The organism is Enterobacter cloacae complex sp. P18RS (assembly GCF_014982105.1).
Taxonomy (GTDB): domain Bacteria; phylum Pseudomonadota; class Gammaproteobacteria; order Enterobacterales; family Enterobacteriaceae; genus Enterobacter; species Enterobacter hormaechei_C.
Genome location: NZ_JADCKV010000032.1, coordinates 1 through 15,580 on the forward strand (window position 1 = coordinate 1; position 15,580 = coordinate 15,580).

14 protein-coding genes and 1 riboswitch are annotated in these 15,580 nt (G+C 53.6%); of the genes, 6 read left to right on the forward strand and 8 right to left on the reverse strand.

Going from position 1 to position 15,580, the window contains the following annotated elements; genetic code table 11:
* Window positions 1-40: 40 nt before the first annotated feature.
* Genes INF61_RS21030 through INF61_RS21040 form a run of 3 tightly spaced genes read left to right on the forward strand, consistent with a single transcriptional unit; the run spans window position 41 to window position 3,827 of the window.
* Window positions 41-1,180, forward strand: a complete 1,140-nt coding sequence (locus INF61_RS21030) for a polysaccharide export protein (protein ID WP_047737410.1) — start codon at window positions 41-43, stop codon at window positions 1,178-1,180.
* A complete protein-coding gene (locus INF61_RS21035; RefSeq protein WP_017383364.1) occupies window positions 1,180-1,629 on the forward strand; it encodes a protein-tyrosine-phosphatase in 450 nt (149 codons plus the stop codon). The genes INF61_RS21030 and INF61_RS21035 overlap by 1 nt, the downstream gene beginning before the upstream one ends.
* Complete coding sequence (locus INF61_RS21040; RefSeq protein ID WP_047636957.1) at window positions 1,629-3,827, forward strand: polysaccharide biosynthesis tyrosine autokinase; 2,199 nt, start codon at window positions 1,629-1,631, stop codon at window positions 3,825-3,827. The genes INF61_RS21035 and INF61_RS21040 overlap by 1 nt, the downstream gene beginning before the upstream one ends.
* 44 nt (window positions 3,828-3,871) lie before the next feature.
* Here INF61_RS21040 and INF61_RS21045 read toward each other — a convergent pair whose 3' ends face one another.
* The 5 genes from INF61_RS21045 to INF61_RS21065 form a co-directional block, all read right to left on the reverse strand.
* On the reverse strand, window positions 3,872-5,338 hold the full coding sequence (locus INF61_RS21045) for an aspartate aminotransferase family protein (RefSeq protein ID WP_058686256.1): 1,467 nt from the start codon (window positions 5,336-5,338) through the stop codon (window positions 3,872-3,874).
* An 18-nt stretch (window positions 5,339-5,356) separates the two neighbouring features.
* Entirely contained in the window at window positions 5,357-6,733 is a 1,377-nt protein-coding gene (locus tag INF61_RS21050) for a diaminobutyrate--2-oxoglutarate transaminase (RefSeq protein ID WP_193548101.1), read from the reverse strand.
* Window positions 6,734-7,044: 311 nt separating this feature from the next.
* Window positions 7,045-7,482 carry a hypothetical protein gene (locus tag INF61_RS21055; RefSeq protein ID WP_033487338.1) on the reverse strand — a complete coding sequence of 146 codons (438 nt, stop codon included), beginning with the start codon at window positions 7,480-7,482 and terminating at the stop codon, window positions 7,045-7,047.
* 8 nt (window positions 7,483-7,490) lie between these two features.
* Window positions 7,491-7,715 carry a hypothetical protein gene (locus INF61_RS21060; RefSeq protein WP_071524132.1) on the reverse strand — a complete coding sequence of 75 codons (225 nt, stop codon included), beginning with the start codon at window positions 7,713-7,715 and terminating at the stop codon, window positions 7,491-7,493.
* Between the two features lie 196 nt (window positions 7,716-7,911).
* A complete protein-coding gene (locus tag INF61_RS21065; RefSeq protein WP_050515891.1) occupies window positions 7,912-9,030 on the reverse strand; it encodes a YadA C-terminal domain-containing protein in 1,119 nt (372 codons plus the stop codon).
* 747 nt (window positions 9,031-9,777) lie between these two features.
* Window positions 9,778-9,874, forward strand: a riboswitch (TPP riboswitch).
* Between the two features lie 35 nt (window positions 9,875-9,909).
* Between INF61_RS21065 and thiM the strand changes: the two genes are divergently transcribed.
* Genes thiM through INF61_RS21080 form a run of 3 tightly spaced genes read left to right on the forward strand, consistent with a single transcriptional unit; the run spans window position 9,910 to window position 12,266 of the window.
* A complete protein-coding gene (gene thiM / locus INF61_RS21070) occupies window positions 9,910-10,680 on the forward strand; it encodes a hydroxyethylthiazole kinase (RefSeq protein ID WP_017693063.1) in 771 nt (256 codons plus the stop codon).
* Window positions 10,677-11,477, forward strand: coding sequence for a bifunctional hydroxymethylpyrimidine kinase/phosphomethylpyrimidine kinase (thiD, locus tag INF61_RS21075; protein ID WP_017383356.1), 801 nt, complete (start codon window positions 10,677-10,679; stop codon window positions 11,475-11,477). The genes thiM and thiD overlap by 4 nt, the downstream gene beginning before the upstream one ends.
* A 42-nt stretch (window positions 11,478-11,519) precedes the next feature.
* Window positions 11,520-12,266 (forward strand): GntR family transcriptional regulator, encoded by a 747-nt coding sequence (locus INF61_RS21080; RefSeq protein WP_003859242.1) that lies wholly within the window; start codon window positions 11,520-11,522, stop codon window positions 12,264-12,266.
* Here INF61_RS21080 and INF61_RS21085 read toward each other — a convergent pair.
* Genes INF61_RS21085 through INF61_RS21095 form a run of 3 tightly spaced genes read right to left on the reverse strand, consistent with a single transcriptional unit; the run spans window position 12,240 to window position 15,468 of the window.
* A complete protein-coding gene (locus INF61_RS21085) occupies window positions 12,240-13,193 on the reverse strand; it encodes a PfkB family carbohydrate kinase (RefSeq protein WP_023295037.1) in 954 nt (317 codons plus the stop codon). The two genes, INF61_RS21080 and INF61_RS21085, sit on opposite strands and share 27 nt — an antisense overlap.
* Window positions 13,190-14,194, reverse strand: coding sequence for an ADP-ribosylglycohydrolase family protein (locus INF61_RS21090; RefSeq protein WP_032654232.1), 1,005 nt, complete (start codon window positions 14,192-14,194; stop codon window positions 13,190-13,192). Before INF61_RS21090 ends, INF61_RS21085 begins: the two co-directional genes overlap by 4 nt.
* A complete protein-coding gene (locus INF61_RS21095) occupies window positions 14,191-15,468 on the reverse strand; it encodes a nucleoside permease (protein ID WP_003859236.1) in 1,278 nt (425 codons plus the stop codon). Before INF61_RS21095 ends, INF61_RS21090 begins: the two co-directional genes overlap by 4 nt.
* Window positions 15,469-15,580 lie beyond the last annotated feature (112 nt).

Genomic DNA, 15,580 nt, shown 5'->3' on the forward strand with positions numbered 1-15,580 from the left:
GTATACGATAATCACTACTATAAAAGATATTATGTAATAAATGAAAAACACAACAGTTGTATCGATATTATTTTTAATTATTACCCCCTTATCTGGCTGCGTATTTTACCCTGGCCAGCATCTCGATCTCGCTGGGAAAAAGATAATTGCCGCAGAAGATGCAAATGATCGTCTTGAGAAACGGATTGATGTTTATCCTCTTACGCCTTCGTTAATTGAAAAAATGCGACCATCGGTTTTGAAATCTCAGGCAAATCCTAATCTGGATGAACAGGTCAAAAACTGGGAATACCGTATCGGCGTTGGGGATATTCTAACCGTCACCGTCTGGGATCACCCTGAACTGACAACCCCGGCAGGGCAGTATCGTAGCGCCAGTGACACCGGTAATTGGGTCAATGCCGACGGCACGCTTTTCTATCCCTATGTCGGTAAATTGCCGGTGGCTGGCAAAACGGTCGCACGGGTACGCGAGGAGATCACGGCCCGGCTGAACAATGTTATTGAAAGCCCGCAGGTGGATGTCAGCGTCGCCTCTTTTCGCTCACAAAAAGCCTATGTGACGGGCGAGGTGGTGAAGTCAGGGCAGCAGGCTATTACCAATATCCCGTTAACGGTCATGGATGCCGTGAACGCCGCTGGGGGGCTCTCTGCCGACGCGGACTGGCGCAATGTCGTGCTGACGCATAATGGGAAGGACACGCGCCTCTCGCTATATGCGCTGATGCAGCATGGCGATCTCACGCAAAATAAGCTGCTCTATCCCGGCGATATTCTGTTTGTCCCCCGTAACGATGCGCTGAAAGTGTTCGTCATGGGCGAGGTCGTTAAACAGAGCACGCTGAAAATGGATCGCAGCGGCATGACCCTGGCCGAAGCGCTGGGCAATGCCGGTGGGCTGAACCAGAATATGGCCGATGCCACCGGAATTTTTGTCATTCGTTCGCTGCCGAAAAGCGAGCGTTCAGAAAAAATTGCCAACCTCTACCAGCTCAATGCTCAGGACGCATCAGCCATGGTGTTAGGCACCGAGTTTCAGCTTGAGCCCTATGACATTGTCTATGTCACCACTGCACCACTGTCCCGCTGGAATCGTGTGATATCACAGCTTGTTCCGACCATCAGCGGGATGCATGACCTTACCGAAACGGTTCGTTACATCAGATCGTGGCCGCAATAATGTTCAAATCAATACTCGTGGTTTGCACCGGAAATGTCTGCCGTTCTCCGATTGGGGAGCGGCTTTTGCGCCAGCACCTGCCCGACAGATATATCGCCTCGGCGGGCATATTCGGGCTTGAAGGGTGCCCGGCGGATGACAGCGCCCAGGACGTAGCCTGGCGGCATGGGATTTCCCTCGACGGTCATGTGGCGCGCAGGCTGACACGCAATTTGATGCAGGGATCCGATCTTATCCTGGTTATGGAGCCGGAACATCTTCGCTTCATTGCGGCCATGGCGCCGGAGATTCGAGGAAAGTCGCTGCTTTTTGGGCAATGGCTGGAGCCGCAGGAGATCCCCGATCCCTACCGTCAAAGCCGGGAAGCGTTTGAATATGTGTTTGGGCTATTGGGTAAAGCCAGTCAGGAATGGGCACGTCGTTTAGGTCAGAAAGGAATGAAGCATTAATGTCGTCTTACACAACAGACAATTATGGTGCAGCGGCACCCCAACAACATGAAGTCGATCTCGTTCGTTTGCTCGTCGAGATGATCGACCACCGCACGATGATTCTGTGCGTGACGTTCCTGTTCATCCTGTGCGCCGGTCTCTATGCCTGGATTGCGCCACCTGTTTATCAGGCGGATGCCATGGTGCAAATTGAAAACAAACACGATAACAACCTGCTCAAAGGTTTGAGCCAGCTGGGCACCGATGTGTCGCCGGATGTTGCCCCTGAAATTTTACTGCTGAAATCCCGCATGATCCTCGGCGAGACCGTTGATAAATTAGCTCTGACACAGCAGGCAAAGCAGCGCGTTTTGCCTGTGGTGGGGCGTCTCTGGCAGCGTCTGCAAGGGCGTGAGCAGGGCAAAATCACGTTAGGCGAACTCCAGATCCCGCAGGTGGAAGGCAACGCGCAAGAGCTCACGCTGACCGTACAGGAAGCGGGAAAATATCACCTGACGGGCGAAAACATTGAGGCCGACGGCCAGGTTGGGAAAACGCTGGTTACGCAAGGGATCGTTCTGCTGGTGACGTCGATTGAGGCTGAGCCAGGCACGCAATTTTCGCTTAAGTCGTTGACGCGGCTTGAGACGATCAACGCGCTGAAGAAGCGTCTCACGGTTGCGGAATCGGAGAAACAGAGCGGTATCATTACCTTAACCCTGACGGGCGAAGATCCTGACAGCATCGCCCGGGTGCTGAATGCAATTGCTGAAAATTATCTCCAGCAAAATATCGCGCGCCAGGAGGCTCAGGATTCTCGTAGTCTGGATTTTTTACAGGCGCAGTTGCCGAAAATCAGCGCGGACCTTGATCAGGCAGAAGCGCGGCTGAATGCCTACCGGGCGCAGCGAGACTCGGTGGACCTGTCTCTGGAGGCAAAATCTGTACTGGATCAGGTTGTTAACGTTGAGAATCAGCTAAATGAGCTGACGTTCCGGGAGGCAGAGATCTCCCAGCTCTTTAAAAAAAGTCACCCTACCTATCGTGCATTGCATGAAAAGAGACAGACCCTTGAGCGGGAACGGGAGCGTCTCAATAACCGTGTGTCAGCTATGCCCTCCACGCAGCAGGAGATTTTACGCCTGAGCCGCGATGTTGAGTCGGGTCGCACGATTTATTTACAGCTATTGACGCGCCAGCAGGAGCTGAATATTTCCCGCTCCAGCGCTGTCGGGAACGTGAGGATCATTGATGAGGCTGTTACGCTGCCGGACCCGATAAAGCCGCGTAAAGCGTTAATCTTCGTTCTTGGCGCGCTGTTCGGGCTAATGCTCTCAATGGGGACCGTGCTGGTACGTCAGGCGTTCAAACGTGGGATCACGCTTTCCGAACAGCTGGAAGCGCAGGGGATGCCGGTTCTGGCTACGTTGCCACGTTCACAGTGGCTGTGGAGTAAAACGCAGTTGCGCAGAAAAAATCCGTTTTCTCGTCGCTGGAAACACAAAACCTCGGATGTGCCTTTCCTGCCCGTCGATCGCCCTGCTGATATGTTTGTTGAAGCAGTACGCGGGCTGCGGACCAGTCTGCATTTCACCATGATGGAGGCTGAGAACCGCATTGTGATGATTTCTGGCCCCACGCAGGACTGCGGAAAAACGCTGGTGGCGACGAATCTGGCGGCCATCGCCGGGCAGAGCGGTCAGCGGGTGCTGTTTATTGATGCGGATATGCGCCAGGGCTATGTTCATAATATTTTTGGTCTGGAGAACCGCCACGGATTGTCCTGCCTGCTCGAAGGGAAACGCGACTTAGCGGAGGTCATTCAGCATGCTGAAAAAGGGGGAATTGACGTCATCACCTGCGGCCCGGAACCCCTGCGCCCGTTAGAATTGCTGTTAAGCGAACGATTCCTTTCCGTCATGTCCTGGGTTAACGAGCAATATGACATCGTCATCATTGATACACCGCCGGTCCTGGCCGTCACCGATGCCGCGCTGGTCGCCAGAGCAGCCGGAACAACGCTAATGGTTGCCCGTTTCGATAAAACCAGCGTGAAAGAGATGGAGAATACCGTTAAACGGTTACAGCACGTTGGCGTGAAGGTCAGCGGCACAATCCTCAACGATATTGTTAAATCCGCAGCGCTGTATTACAGCTCGGGGTACAGCCAGTATGAATACGGTTATGCTTCGAGGAAAAAAGGGGAAAGGCGTTAGCGCGGGAAAAACAATCCCTCTCCCGGGTGGGAGAGGGATAAGCATTACTTCGCCATCACTTCCTGCGCGGTACGCTCAACCAGAGACAGCAGGATTTTTACGTCCTCCAGCGTCACGGTTGGGTTCAGCAGGGTCAGCTTCAGGCAGGTGATACCGTTATGCTCGGTCACACCGACGTTTGCACGGCCAGACTCCAGCAGCGCATCGCCAATTTTCTGGTTCAGCAGGGCAATACCGGCGTCATCCAGCTGCGCCTGCGGACGGAAGCGGAACAGCACGCTTGCCAGCTGGGGTTGCATCACCAGTTCCAGAGCAGACTGCTCTTTCACGTAAGCCGCAACCTGCTGCGCCAGCGTCACACCGTGATCGATGATTGCCGCGTATTGCTCCTGACCCAGCGCTTCCAGGCTCATCCACAGTTTCAGCGCGTCGAAACGGCGCGTGGTTTGCAGAGATTTGGAGACCAGGTTAGGTACGCCCGCTTCTTCATCGAACTCAGAGTTCAGATAGGCCGCCTGATAGCGCATCAGTTCATAGTGACGCGCTTCTTTCAGCAGGAACGCACCGCAGCTGATGGTCTGGAAGAACTGCTTGTGGAAGTCCAGGGTGACGGAATCCACCAGCTCGATACCGTCCAGGTAGTGACGATACTGCTCAGACATCAGCAGCGCGCCGCCCCAGGCCGCATCAACGTGCACCCAGATATTCTGTTTCGCAGCCAGCTCAGCAATAGCACGCAGCGGATCGATAGCACCCGCATCGGTCGTACCGGCCGTGGCCACAATCGCCAGGATCTGCTCGCCGTTCGCGTTGCACTGTTCGATTTTCGCCGCCAGATCGGTGAGATCCATGCGGGAGAATTCGTCAGTTTTCACCTGCACCACGGACTGGTAGCCCAGACCCATCAGCGCCATGTTTTTCTGCACGGAGAAGTGGGCATTTTCCGAACACAGCACGCGGATCTTACGCAGATCGCCTGTCAGACCGTCCTGCTGAACCGAGTGGCCCTGCCGCGCAAAGAACGCGTCACGCGCCAGCATCAGCCCCATCAGGTTACTCTGGGTGCCGCCGCTGGTGAAGACGCCTGCGTCGCCAGCCTGATAACCCACGCGGGTACGCAGCCATTCGATCAGTTTGATCTCAATGATGGTTGCGGACGGGCTTTGATCCCAGGAGTCCATACTCTGGTTAGTGGCGTTGATCAGCACTTCCGCCGCCTGGCTAACCACCAGGCTTGGGCAGTGCAGGTGCGCCACACACTGCGGGTGATGAACGGACAAACTGTCTTTCAGGAAGAACTCCACGGCGCGTTCGATCGCCGCTTCGTTGCCCAGCCCTTTCGGGTTGAAATCCAGCTTAATACGGTCGCGCAGCTCCGCGACCGTTTTGCCCTGGTACATCTCAGGCTGTTTCAGCCACTGCATCACAGCCTGAGTGCTTTGTTCAATCGCCTGCTGGTAAGCTTCAATGCTCTGCGCAGAGGAGAACAAAATTGGGTTTGAATCAGACATCGTATTCAACAACTCCGGTTACGCCGGGCTAACGCCCGCAGCAAGCAGTGCCTGCTCGAATTTATCCAGGAAGACTTTCAGCTCGTCATCGCTGATCAGCAGAGAAGGCAGCAGACGCAGAACGATACCGTTACGGCCGCCACGCTCCAGAATCAGGCCGGCTTCGAAGCATTTCTTCTGGATCAGGGCAGACAGCTCGCCATCGCCCGGGAAGCAACCCATGTGATCGGCGGCTTCATGTGGCTTAACGATTTCAATACCGATCATCATGCCCAGACCGCGAACGTGGCCGATCACCGGATAGCGTTTCGCCATCTCTTTCAGCTGGCCTTTCAGCCATTCGCCCTGTGCAGCTACTTTGCCCGCGATGTTCTGGTCTTTCAGGATCTTCAACGTGGTCAGACCGGTTGCCATCGCCAGCTGGTTGCCGCGGAAAGTACCGGTATGGTGACCTGGCGCCCATGCATCGAACTGCTTTTTGATACCGAGCACGGCTAGCGGCAGACCGCCACCGACTGCTTTAGACATCACGATGATGTCTGGCTCAATGCCAGCGTGTTCGAAGGCAAAGAATTTACCGGTACGGGCAAAGCCAGCCTGGACTTCGTCGAGGATCAGCAGGATACCGTGTTCCTGAGTGACTTTACGGATGCGCTGCAACCACTCAACAGGCGCCGGGTTCACGCCACCTTCACCCTGAACGGCTTCGAGGATCACCGCGGCAGGTTTACGCACGCCGCTTTCGACGTCGTTAATCAGATTTTCGAAGTAGTAGGTCAGCGCCTTCACGCCCGCTTCACCACCGATACCCAGTGGGCAACGGTACTCGTGTGGGTAAGGCATGAACTGGACTTCTGGCATCATACCGTCAACCGCTTCTTTCGGAGACAGGTTGCCGGTGACGGACAGTGCGCCGTGGGTCATACCGTGGTAACCACCAGAGAAACTGATGATACCGGTACGACCGGTCACTTTTTTTGCCAGCTTCAGCGCCGCTTCAACGGCGTCAGCCCCGGACGGGCCAGTGAATTGCAGGCAGTACTCTTTGCCCTGACCAGGCAACAGAGAGAGCAGGTATTCTGAAAACGCGTCTTTCAACGGCGTGGTCAGATCCAGGGTATGTAACGGCAAGCCGCTGGTAATGACATTTTGGATGCTTTTCAGCACATCAGGATGATTGTGTCCAAGCGCGAGGGTGCCTGCGCCTGCTAAACAGTCAAGGTATTCTTTATTATCTGCATCGGTGATCCACACGCCTTCTGCTTTCGTAATCGCTAAAGGCAATTTGCGCGGATAACTCCTGACGTTAGATTCAAATTCGGCCTGACGGGCCAGATAGGTTTCGTTGCTTTTGTGGGCATCTACGGTGTCAATACGGACTTTATCCGTCATCATATCACTCCTACAACCGCCGCTTCGTTATGAGCAACGATTGAATAAAAAGTTAAAAAACAGATGGGGCCTGAAAAAAACGCCGCCAATATAGAGCCTTTTGTCACCGGGCTCAATGGTTAATTTGCTTACTGTTTTGTGACACAGGGCACAGGGCAGGGAAGATCGCCGTTTGTATGGGGGAGATTGCACTTTATGCTAAATAAAAACAGCAGCTTACGTATGATTTATCCGCATTGTAAAATCAGACAAAAGAGTGTGACAAATCGTGCGATTGTCAGGTGAAAAGGAGGCAGTGAGCCTCCTTACGCTGTTTATTTCTGGCTAACGCGTAAAATACCGTGTTCGCGTCCCTTCGTTTTATTCCACGACGCGTCCGTAATACCGTTTTCATCCAGGCTTAGCGATATCACAAAACCATTACCACGGATCTCATAGAAATTCGCATTCAGACGTTTAACGCTGGCTTTTTTGCCGTTTACGGTGGCGCTAAAGAAGCCGTTAGAAAGCGTGGCGTTAACCGTATCCGACGAGAACGAGGCTTCACGCAGGGGATCGTGAACGGATGTCGTTGGTTCGTGTTGTGCCGCATTTTCCGCTTTGGTTTTGCTGATATCGCAAGAGCCATCGCCAGCGCTAATTTGCGTGCATCCCGAACGCTCTAATTGAGCGCGATAATGGGCGTTTATGGCGTGCGCAGGCGTCACCACCACAGAGAAAAGTAACGCCAACAGCGTAAATTTAGTTTTCATAAATACCCTTAATTATGGTGGTGATGTTTTTGATTAGCGTCCGCCGCACGAGCGGCATTTGCATATGCAGCAGAGAGTGACGCATTGTTGATGCCTTGTTGCCTTTGTTGTTCAGAAAGATAGCAGGTATCGTAACTGACCCCTTTCGCAGTGCAATTTGCGATGCGTTGCTCAGGCGAGACACAACCTGTAAGCACGGCAGTACTTATGACTAATATCATTAATTTTTTCATTTTATCGCCTTAAAAACGACACAAATAATAAGAAACGTACATCATGCCGATCCAGATCCCGATTGAAATGAGCATCACGTACAGGGCAGCTGAAATAAAAATATGTTTGAGCATGTTCTGTTTAATGAATAAAAGTGTGACGTCGAATAGTTGTTAAGTTATACAAGTAATATTATAGAGGTTTTAGGCTTTTGATTTAAAAGCCAATACCGATGCCTGCACCCATAGCAAGATCGCTGTTTGTAGAATCACTTATACCAGCCTTGATTACAGCGTGTTCACCTGCATGGAAAGATGCTCCTGCGCTGATAGCTTGCTCGTTCTTAAATGACCCCACACCGGCGGAGAACATTACAGATTGCTCTTTCTCTACTTGTGGCATGGAAGCGAGAGCGATAGCAGAGGCAACGCCGCTACGCGCTTCTTTCTTGTTCTCGTCAACTTCATTTTGCAGGCTTTTGAATTGAGCATTGCTTGAAGATTGTGCTTGGGCAAAAACATGTTGAGTGGCTTTCAGGTCAGCAGCTTGTGCCGCTGTTTGAGTATTGAGTAATTTAATTTTGTTGATAGTAGCTGTATCAACTTCTTTCTTCGTGATGATTGTTGTTACACCGTTTTTACCGTCTTTACCATCAGCACCATCTTTACCATCATTGCCTTTAGCTCCGGGTTTACCTTCAGCCCCGATAGCACCTGCTACACCCTGAATCCCTTGAGCACCTGCATCACCTTTTGCACCTTCTTTACCATCAATACCATCTTTCGGCACTGGTGCATTCTCAAGTGCAGTGATACGGGTATCGTTAATACTAATTAACCCGCTATTGATACGTGTTTGATCTGCCACGACAGCAATATTTTTTGCATTGTTGTCTGCGGTGATTTGAGCATTTCCAGCAGCAGCTAACGCAGTATGAGCGGTGCTATCAGCATCATTAGCGCTGATTTGAGCGGTAGTAATGCCGGTGCTTAACAAAGTTTTGTTAGCTTGCAGATCTGCATTGATGTTATTCACATTAGTAATCGTCTGGTTCAGTAATGACGTATTACCCGCTACGTTAGTATTAGTGGAATCAATTGAGGATTGCAGTTTTTCGCGATCGCCTTGCAGGTTGTAAATCTGGATAGCCTGGCGATTATTATCACTCTCAACAACATCTAAATCATATACACGGTTATCTGTACCATTAAGGTGAAAACCTGAAGCAGGGTTATTTTGATCATACAGAACAGCAGACGCAGCATTAGCATTATCAACGATACTGGCAAACAGAGTACCAATGACAGCGATTACTGCTTTGTTGAAGAATTTCATTTAAAAGGCTCACATCATTAGAAAGAAAAAATCACATTAGCGTTATGGCTTACGTTTGGTTGTGCAGAGCAAAACGGGTAAGTTTAAGTATTTAAGGGTTTTTGTATTTATTTAATTTCATTGCTGAACTATAGTTATTTTGCACCTAAAAATATTGATTTAAATCAAGATTTATTTGAATGGTTAAAAGTGGATAAGGTACGTGTGTTTTATTTTTTTTCTATTAAAAACAAAAGGTTGATGATGATTGTTTTAGTCTCTATATTTAACTTGATGATAAAAATGAAATTTTATTTCAATTTGATTTTAATGTTCTTTAAATGTACTCGTTTGTTAGTTTTGGGATATGATTTCATTTGAAAGTATTAGTGTGTGAAACTGAAAGTTTACATTGAATCAGTAAGTTTTGAGGTGAAAAAAAACCAGAAAAGTATCAGGAGAACGTAACGTAAGTTTTAAATGGGAGGGTGTTGGAAAAGCTGGGCGTCTGGTGTGCAGAATGATGATCAGGCGAAGGGTTCTCTTTTTCATAATTGTTGAGATAGTTGCTGTCAGTATTATGTGGCTATATATGTTGTACCTGGTGAGATTCAGAACAGGGGAGTTAAAGAAGACATTCTTTATATAGTTTGCGGATTTCAGGTGTAATACCTGCTTTGATAAAACGAAACATCTTGCGCCCTGCCTATGGCCACGGTTACACTAAGTACCTACATATTTTTTTTATGTAACTGATTGTATTGTAATTAATTTGACTCGGGGTGCCCTTCTTTGTGAAGGCTGAGAAATACCCGTATTACCTGATCTGGATAATGCCAGCGTAGGGAAGTCAGATGCCTACCCGGTCATCGCTTCTTCACGCACGGCAGGAGCGAAACCATGCAGCCTGACCTGCTCGACTCACACGTTTTACATCAATTCCGAACCCGTTCCCCGCTCACGCACTGTATGACCAACGATGTCGTGCAGACCTTCACCGCCAACGTTTTGCTCGCGCTGGGTGCTTCCCCGGCAATGGTGATCGAAGCCGAGGAAGCGGAACAGTTTGCCGCGCTTGCCGATGCTCTGCTCATCAACGTGGGTACACTCACCGCGCCGCGCGCCCAGTCGATGCGTCGGGCCATTGAGAGCGCGGTAGCCGCGGGTACGCCCTGGGTTCTGGATCCGGTTGCGGTTGGCGCGCTGGCTTACCGCACCCGATTTTGCCAGCAAATATTGTCCCTCAAACCTGCGGCCATTCGTGGAAACGCCTCCGAAATCCTCGCCCTTGCCGGAATGAGTGCGGGCGGGCGCGGGGTTGATTCCACCGATACGGCGGCGAGCGCGTTGACCGCTGCGCAGACGCTCGCCCGCCAGACCCACGCCGTTGTGGTCGTCACAGGAGAAGTGGATCATATCACTGATGGTCAGCGAACCCGTACGGTCGCGGGCGGCGACCCGCTGATGACCCGCGTGGTGGGAACAGGCTGTGCGCTCTCTGCGGTCGTCGCCGCCTGCTGTTCGCTGCCTGGCGACAGACTTGATAATGCGACGGCAGCCTGCGGCTTTATGAAGCGCGCAGGGTCAGCTGCACTGACTCACAGCCGGGGCCCCGGCAGCTTTGCCCCGGCGTTTCTGGATGCGCTTTACGCGCTGGAGGAGCTGGTATGACACGCATTAATGCCTTGACTATTGCGGGAACCGATCCCAGCGGCGGAGCGGGGATCCAGGCAGACCTGAAAACCTTCTCTGCGCTCGGCGCTTACGGATGCTCGGTTATCACCGCGCTGGTGGCGCAAAACACGCGCGGTGTACAGTCGGTATATCGTATTGAGCCGGATTTTGTCGCCGCACAGCTGGATTCGGTATTCAGCGATGTACGCATCGACACCACCAAAATCGGCATGCTTGCAGAGGCGGACATTGTTGAAGCGGTCGCTGAACGTCTCAAACGTTATCAGATAAAAAACGTGGTGCTCGATACCGTGATGCTGGCCAAAAGCGGCGATCCGTTGCTCTCCGCCTCTGCCGTCGACACCCTGCGTAAAAAGCTGCTGCCGCAGGTGGCGCTGATCACGCCAAACCTCCCTGAAGCCGCCGCGCTGCTGGATGCGTCACACGCGCAAAACGAACGTGAGATGAAAGAGCAGGGCAATGCGCTGCTGGCGATGGGATGCAGCGCGGTGCTGATGAAAGGCGGTCATCTTGATGATGCAGAAAGCCCGGACTGGCTCTTCACCCGCGATGGCGCTCAACGTTTCACTGCCCCGCGGGTACAGACCAAAAACACCCACGGCACGGGATGTACGCTCTCGGCGGCGCTGGCGGCGCTGCGTCCCCGAAACGCGAACTGGGCGGATACGGTGCAGGAGGCGAAGATCTGGCTCTCGTGCGCGCTGGCAAAAGCCGATTCTCTGGAAGTGGGTCACGGTATTGGGCCGGTTCACCATTTTCATGCATGGTGGTAAGCCGTATACTGGCATAAAACCTTATGCCAGAGAAAAACAGAGATGGAACAAGCGCATACCCGGTTAATTGCTCAACTCAAGGAACGAATTGCCGCACCGGACAACACGCCGTTGTACCTGAAATTTGCCGAAACGGTTAAAAACGCGGTACGCAGCGGCGTGCTCGCGCACGGTAATATTTTGCCGGGCGAGCGCGATCTGAGCCAGCTGGCCGGTGTGTCGCGCATTACGGTGCGTAAAGCGATGCAGGCGCTGGAAGAGGCCGGCGTCGTAACCCGCGCGCGTGGATACGGTACGCAAATCAACAATATCTTTGAATATTCGCTAAAAGAGGCGCGCGGGTTTTCTCAGCAGGTGGTGCTGCGGGGCAAAACGCCCAACACGCTGTGGGTTAATAAACGCGTCGTGAAATGTCCGGAGGAGATCGCCCGCCACCTTTCCCTTGCGCCGGACAGCGATGTATTTCTGCTTAAGCGCATCCGCTACGTGGATGACGATGCGGTATCAATAGAGGAGTCCTGGGTACCGGTAGGGTTAATCCCCAATCCGGACGACATCGGCGTCTCGCTTTATGATTACTTCCGCAGCCAGAATATCTTTCCGCAGCGCACCCGTTCCCGCGTCAGCGCCCGGATGCCGGACAGCGAGTTTCAGGCGCATATCAAGATGGACGATAAGATACCGGTGCTGGTGATCAAGCAAGTCGCGCTCGATCAACAGCACCGGCCAATTGAGTACAGCATCAGCTACTGCCGCAGCGACCTATACGTCTTTGTGTGCGAGGAGTAGGGCCTCGCGCGTGGGGGCGCAGTCGCCACCGCGATGGCTGACTACCCAGGCGGCTACGGCATTGCCAAGCTGCACCGCCTCTGGCAGTGACCATCCCGCGGCCAGCCCGGCAAGGGTACCTCCCGCATGGCTGTCACCCGCGCCGATGGTATCGACCACGGTAGCAGGAAACGCCGGAACGTGTCCGGAAGCGTCACCGTCGTACCAGACCGCCCCGTCTTTATCATGGCGTACGATCAGCGCAGCGCCAAACCTCTGCTGCCACCGTGTGCCGAGCTCTTCCACGTTTACGCCAAGCCATTCGGCGGCAAGTTCCGCCTCCTGACGATTGAGCGAGACGATTGGTTTGCAGGCCATGATCCGCGCCATCAGCGGGTCGGGAATATCCGCGATGCGCGGACCGAAATCGATAAAGAGCGTCGCATCCTGAAGACTTTCCAGCCAGGCCGTCAGCAGCTCACCGCTGGGGGACGCCAGCTGGTAGCCGGACAAAGAGATCAGGCTCCCTGCCGGCACGCTTAACCCGTCCAGCCAGCGCTGCTGCCACTGGTTCTCCACGCCGCTAAACGACATAAAGGTCCGTTCACCGTCAGGCTCCACCAGCGCCAGGCACCAGCCGTTATCGCCCGTTTCCGCTTCCACGGCGCTGTGCAGATCCTGCTTCGCCATGGCGTTACGGATAATATCGGCCCACACGCCGTGGCCGACGGGAAGGGCGTTTTGCGCAGCAATGCCGAGCCGCTTCAGGGCGATGGCGATATTCAGCGCGCAGCCGCCAATATTCACTCCCTGTTGCTTCAGCTCGATATCACACCCGCGCCAGGGCAGGGCGTAGGCGTCGGCAATCACGTCGATGACCGCCGCGCCGAGTACCGTTACGGGGCGCGTGGCGTGAAGGGTTTCGAGACGGCGGGCAAAAGCACTCATACGCCCTCCCTTTGCTCCCGGAAGTGCAGCAGTTTTTCGCAGTAGTGGCTGAAATCGAGCCGGTTAACGGCATCAAGTTCGTTTTTGAGTGCCGGATCAATGGCCTGTACACCGTGCAGCGCGCCGCAGATAGCCGTTGCCATCGCGCCGATAGTGTCAGTATCACCGCCCAGGTTGGCGCATAACACCGCGCAGCGGTTCGGATCGGTGCCCGCGAGTTCGACCATCGCAATCGCCGCCGGAACGGACTCAAGGGTGCTCGTGCCCGCGCCAATAAGCTGATAGATCTGCTCGCTGGCGGACTCGGTACCGTTGGCTTCGCGCACGGTTTTCAGGGCCAGCTCAATACGAGCGGAAAGCGATGCGCTGAAGGTGGTCGTGTTCTCCTCCTGCGCCGCACGGGCAATACCCGGCAGGGCATCGGCGATGTGATGCCAGCGCTCGCCGTCGATAGCGCGTGAAACCGCCCAGGCGATCACCACCGCACCGGCGATGGCGAGATCCGATTTATGGGTCGGGCTGGAGGCTAACGCAACCTGTTCCACAAAGTGCGCCAGACGCGTGGCTGGCAGGAGGCATCCCAGCGGGGAGGCGCGCATCGCCGCCCCGTTGGTGACGCCGTTGTTTTCCAGCTGGCTCACCGGCTTGCCGTCACGGATGGCGTTCAGGGCAATTTTGGAGGTCGGGCCGAGCACATTCTTATTGAACGCGTCAAAATCCAGCGCCCAGTCCAGAATATGCTTACCGATAACGTCAGGGTTAATTTCCCCGTCGCATTCGATAATCGCGTCGGCCAGGCACAGCGCCATCGACGTATCATCCGTAAATTCGGCCTGCTTAAAGTAACAGGCGGCATTATTCTCAGCCGGGCCGGGTAAGAAACGGTCGATCCAGCCGAAGTGCGCTTTCACCCGCTTGCGCGGCCACAGCTCCGACGGCATCCCCATCGCATCCCCTAACGCCTGCCCGTAAAGAGCACCGAGAATACGGTCTTGTTTCATTTAACTTCCCCTCGTGTCAGCGCGGTATCGCCATCAACCACCTCAATTGCGGTGATCTCTTTATCCGATTCGCGGAAAAACAGCATAAACAGCACGGCAATCACCACAATCATGATTGCACCAAACGTCCACATTCCGGCCCAGTTGAAGGTCAGCCCATTCACCGGCTCTTTATATGCGAACATTTTTTCCATCATCACGCCGCCGAGACGGTAACCCAGCAGGCTACCAAAGCCCTGACAGCACAGCGTGATCAAGCCCTGCGCCGCGTTGCGCATGTGCACGGGCGCTTTTTTATCCACGTAGATGTACGCGGTGACGTAATAGAAGTCATAGCTTACGCCGTGCAGCAGAATGCCGAGGAACAGCAGGGCGTAGGTGAAGTATTGCTCGGCGCCGCCGTAAACAAAGAAACCGTAGCGAATGGCGGCGGTGATCAGGCCCAGCAGCAAGACCTTCTTAATACCAAAGCGTTTGGTAAAGAATGGCAGAGCGAGCATGAAGAAGATTTCAGAGAACTGGCCGAGGGTCATCCAGCCGGTGGCGTTTTTCATCCCCACTTCGGTGAGATAGCCGTTGGCAAAGATATAGTAGAAGGCCAGCGGCATGGCGAACAGGAACGAGCAGAAGAAGAACACCAGGAAGTTTTTATCGCGCAGCAGGATCAGCGCATCCAGCCCCAGCATCACTTTGAAATCCAGCTTGCCGGTACTCTTCGGCGGGGTATTCGGCAGGAACAGCGCGAAGACGCCAAGCAGAAGGGAGCTGGCAGCGGTCATCAGCAGCGGGATATTGGTGTCAGAGATGTCGCTATAGCCCATCATCTGCGGCAGGAAGCCGCACGCCAGGCCGGAGGCAATCCAGCCGATGGTGCCCATCACGCGGATGCGCGGGAAATCAGCCTCCACGTCATCGACGTTCGCAAAGGCGATGCTGTTGGTCAGCGCGATGGTCGGCATATAGGTCAGGGAGTAGGCCAGCAGCAGCGGGAAGAAGGTGCTGAACTGGGTTTGCTGTGCTGCGAAATACATCAGAATCGCGCCAGCGAACATCAGCACGGCCAGCACTTTCTGGGCGGCGAAGAAACGGTCCGTCAGCGAGCCGACAAGGATGGGAGAGAGGATCGCGGCAATCGCGGTACAGGCGTACGACCAGCCAATTTCCCCGGCGGTAAACCCGCTCTTACTCAGCCACAGCCACAGCGGCACAAACCATGCGCCCCAGATAAACCATTCAACGAACATCATGAATGACAGTTGGACTTTCGTTTTCATTTTTTAATCCTGCATGTCAGAGGTACGCATGTAACATACCATGTGATAATACCTTTTAAATACCTTTAAGGCGATTGTTTGATCAGTGTAACAAAAATGTTGTACACGAAAC

Excerpts from the sequence above, each read along its gene's own strand:
- INF61_RS21085 (WP_023295037.1), bottom strand. The coding sequence starts at position 13,193 with ATGAGTGCTTTTGCCCGCCGTCTCGAAACCCTTCACGCCACGCGCCCC.
- INF61_RS21080 (WP_003859242.1), top strand. The coding sequence starts at position 11,520 with ATGGAACAAGCGCATACCCGGTTAATTGCTCAACTCAAGGAACGAATT.
- INF61_RS21030 (WP_047737410.1), top strand. The coding sequence starts at position 41 with ATGAAAAACACAACAGTTGTATCGATATTATTTTTAATTATTACCCCC.
- INF61_RS21095 (WP_003859236.1), bottom strand. The coding sequence starts at position 15,468 with ATGAAAACGAAAGTCCAACTGTCATTCATGATGTTCGTTGAATGGTTT.
- INF61_RS21050 (WP_193548101.1), bottom strand. The coding sequence starts at position 6,733 with ATGATGACGGATAAAGTCCGTATTGACACCGTAGATGCCCACAAAAGC.
- INF61_RS21055 (WP_033487338.1), bottom strand. The coding sequence starts at position 7,482 with ATGAAAACTAAATTTACGCTGTTGGCGTTACTTTTCTCTGTGGTGGTG.
- INF61_RS21035 (WP_017383364.1), top strand. The coding sequence starts at position 1,180 with ATGTTCAAATCAATACTCGTGGTTTGCACCGGAAATGTCTGCCGTTCT.
- INF61_RS21065 (WP_050515891.1), bottom strand. The coding sequence starts at position 9,030 with ATGAAATTCTTCAACAAAGCAGTAATCGCTGTCATTGGTACTCTGTTT.
- INF61_RS21045 (WP_058686256.1), bottom strand. The coding sequence starts at position 5,338 with ATGTCTGATTCAAACCCAATTTTGTTCTCCTCTGCGCAGAGCATTGAA.
- thiD (WP_017383356.1), top strand. The coding sequence starts at position 10,677 with ATGACACGCATTAATGCCTTGACTATTGCGGGAACCGATCCCAGCGGC.
- INF61_RS21040 (WP_047636957.1), top strand. The coding sequence starts at position 1,629 with ATGTCGTCTTACACAACAGACAATTATGGTGCAGCGGCACCCCAACAA.
- thiM (WP_017693063.1), top strand. The coding sequence starts at position 9,910 with ATGCAGCCTGACCTGCTCGACTCACACGTTTTACATCAATTCCGAACC.
- INF61_RS21090 (WP_032654232.1), bottom strand. The coding sequence starts at position 14,194 with ATGAAACAAGACCGTATTCTCGGTGCTCTTTACGGGCAGGCGTTAGGG.
- INF61_RS21060 (WP_071524132.1), bottom strand. The coding sequence starts at position 7,715 with ATGAAAAAATTAATGATATTAGTCATAAGTACTGCCGTGCTTACAGGT.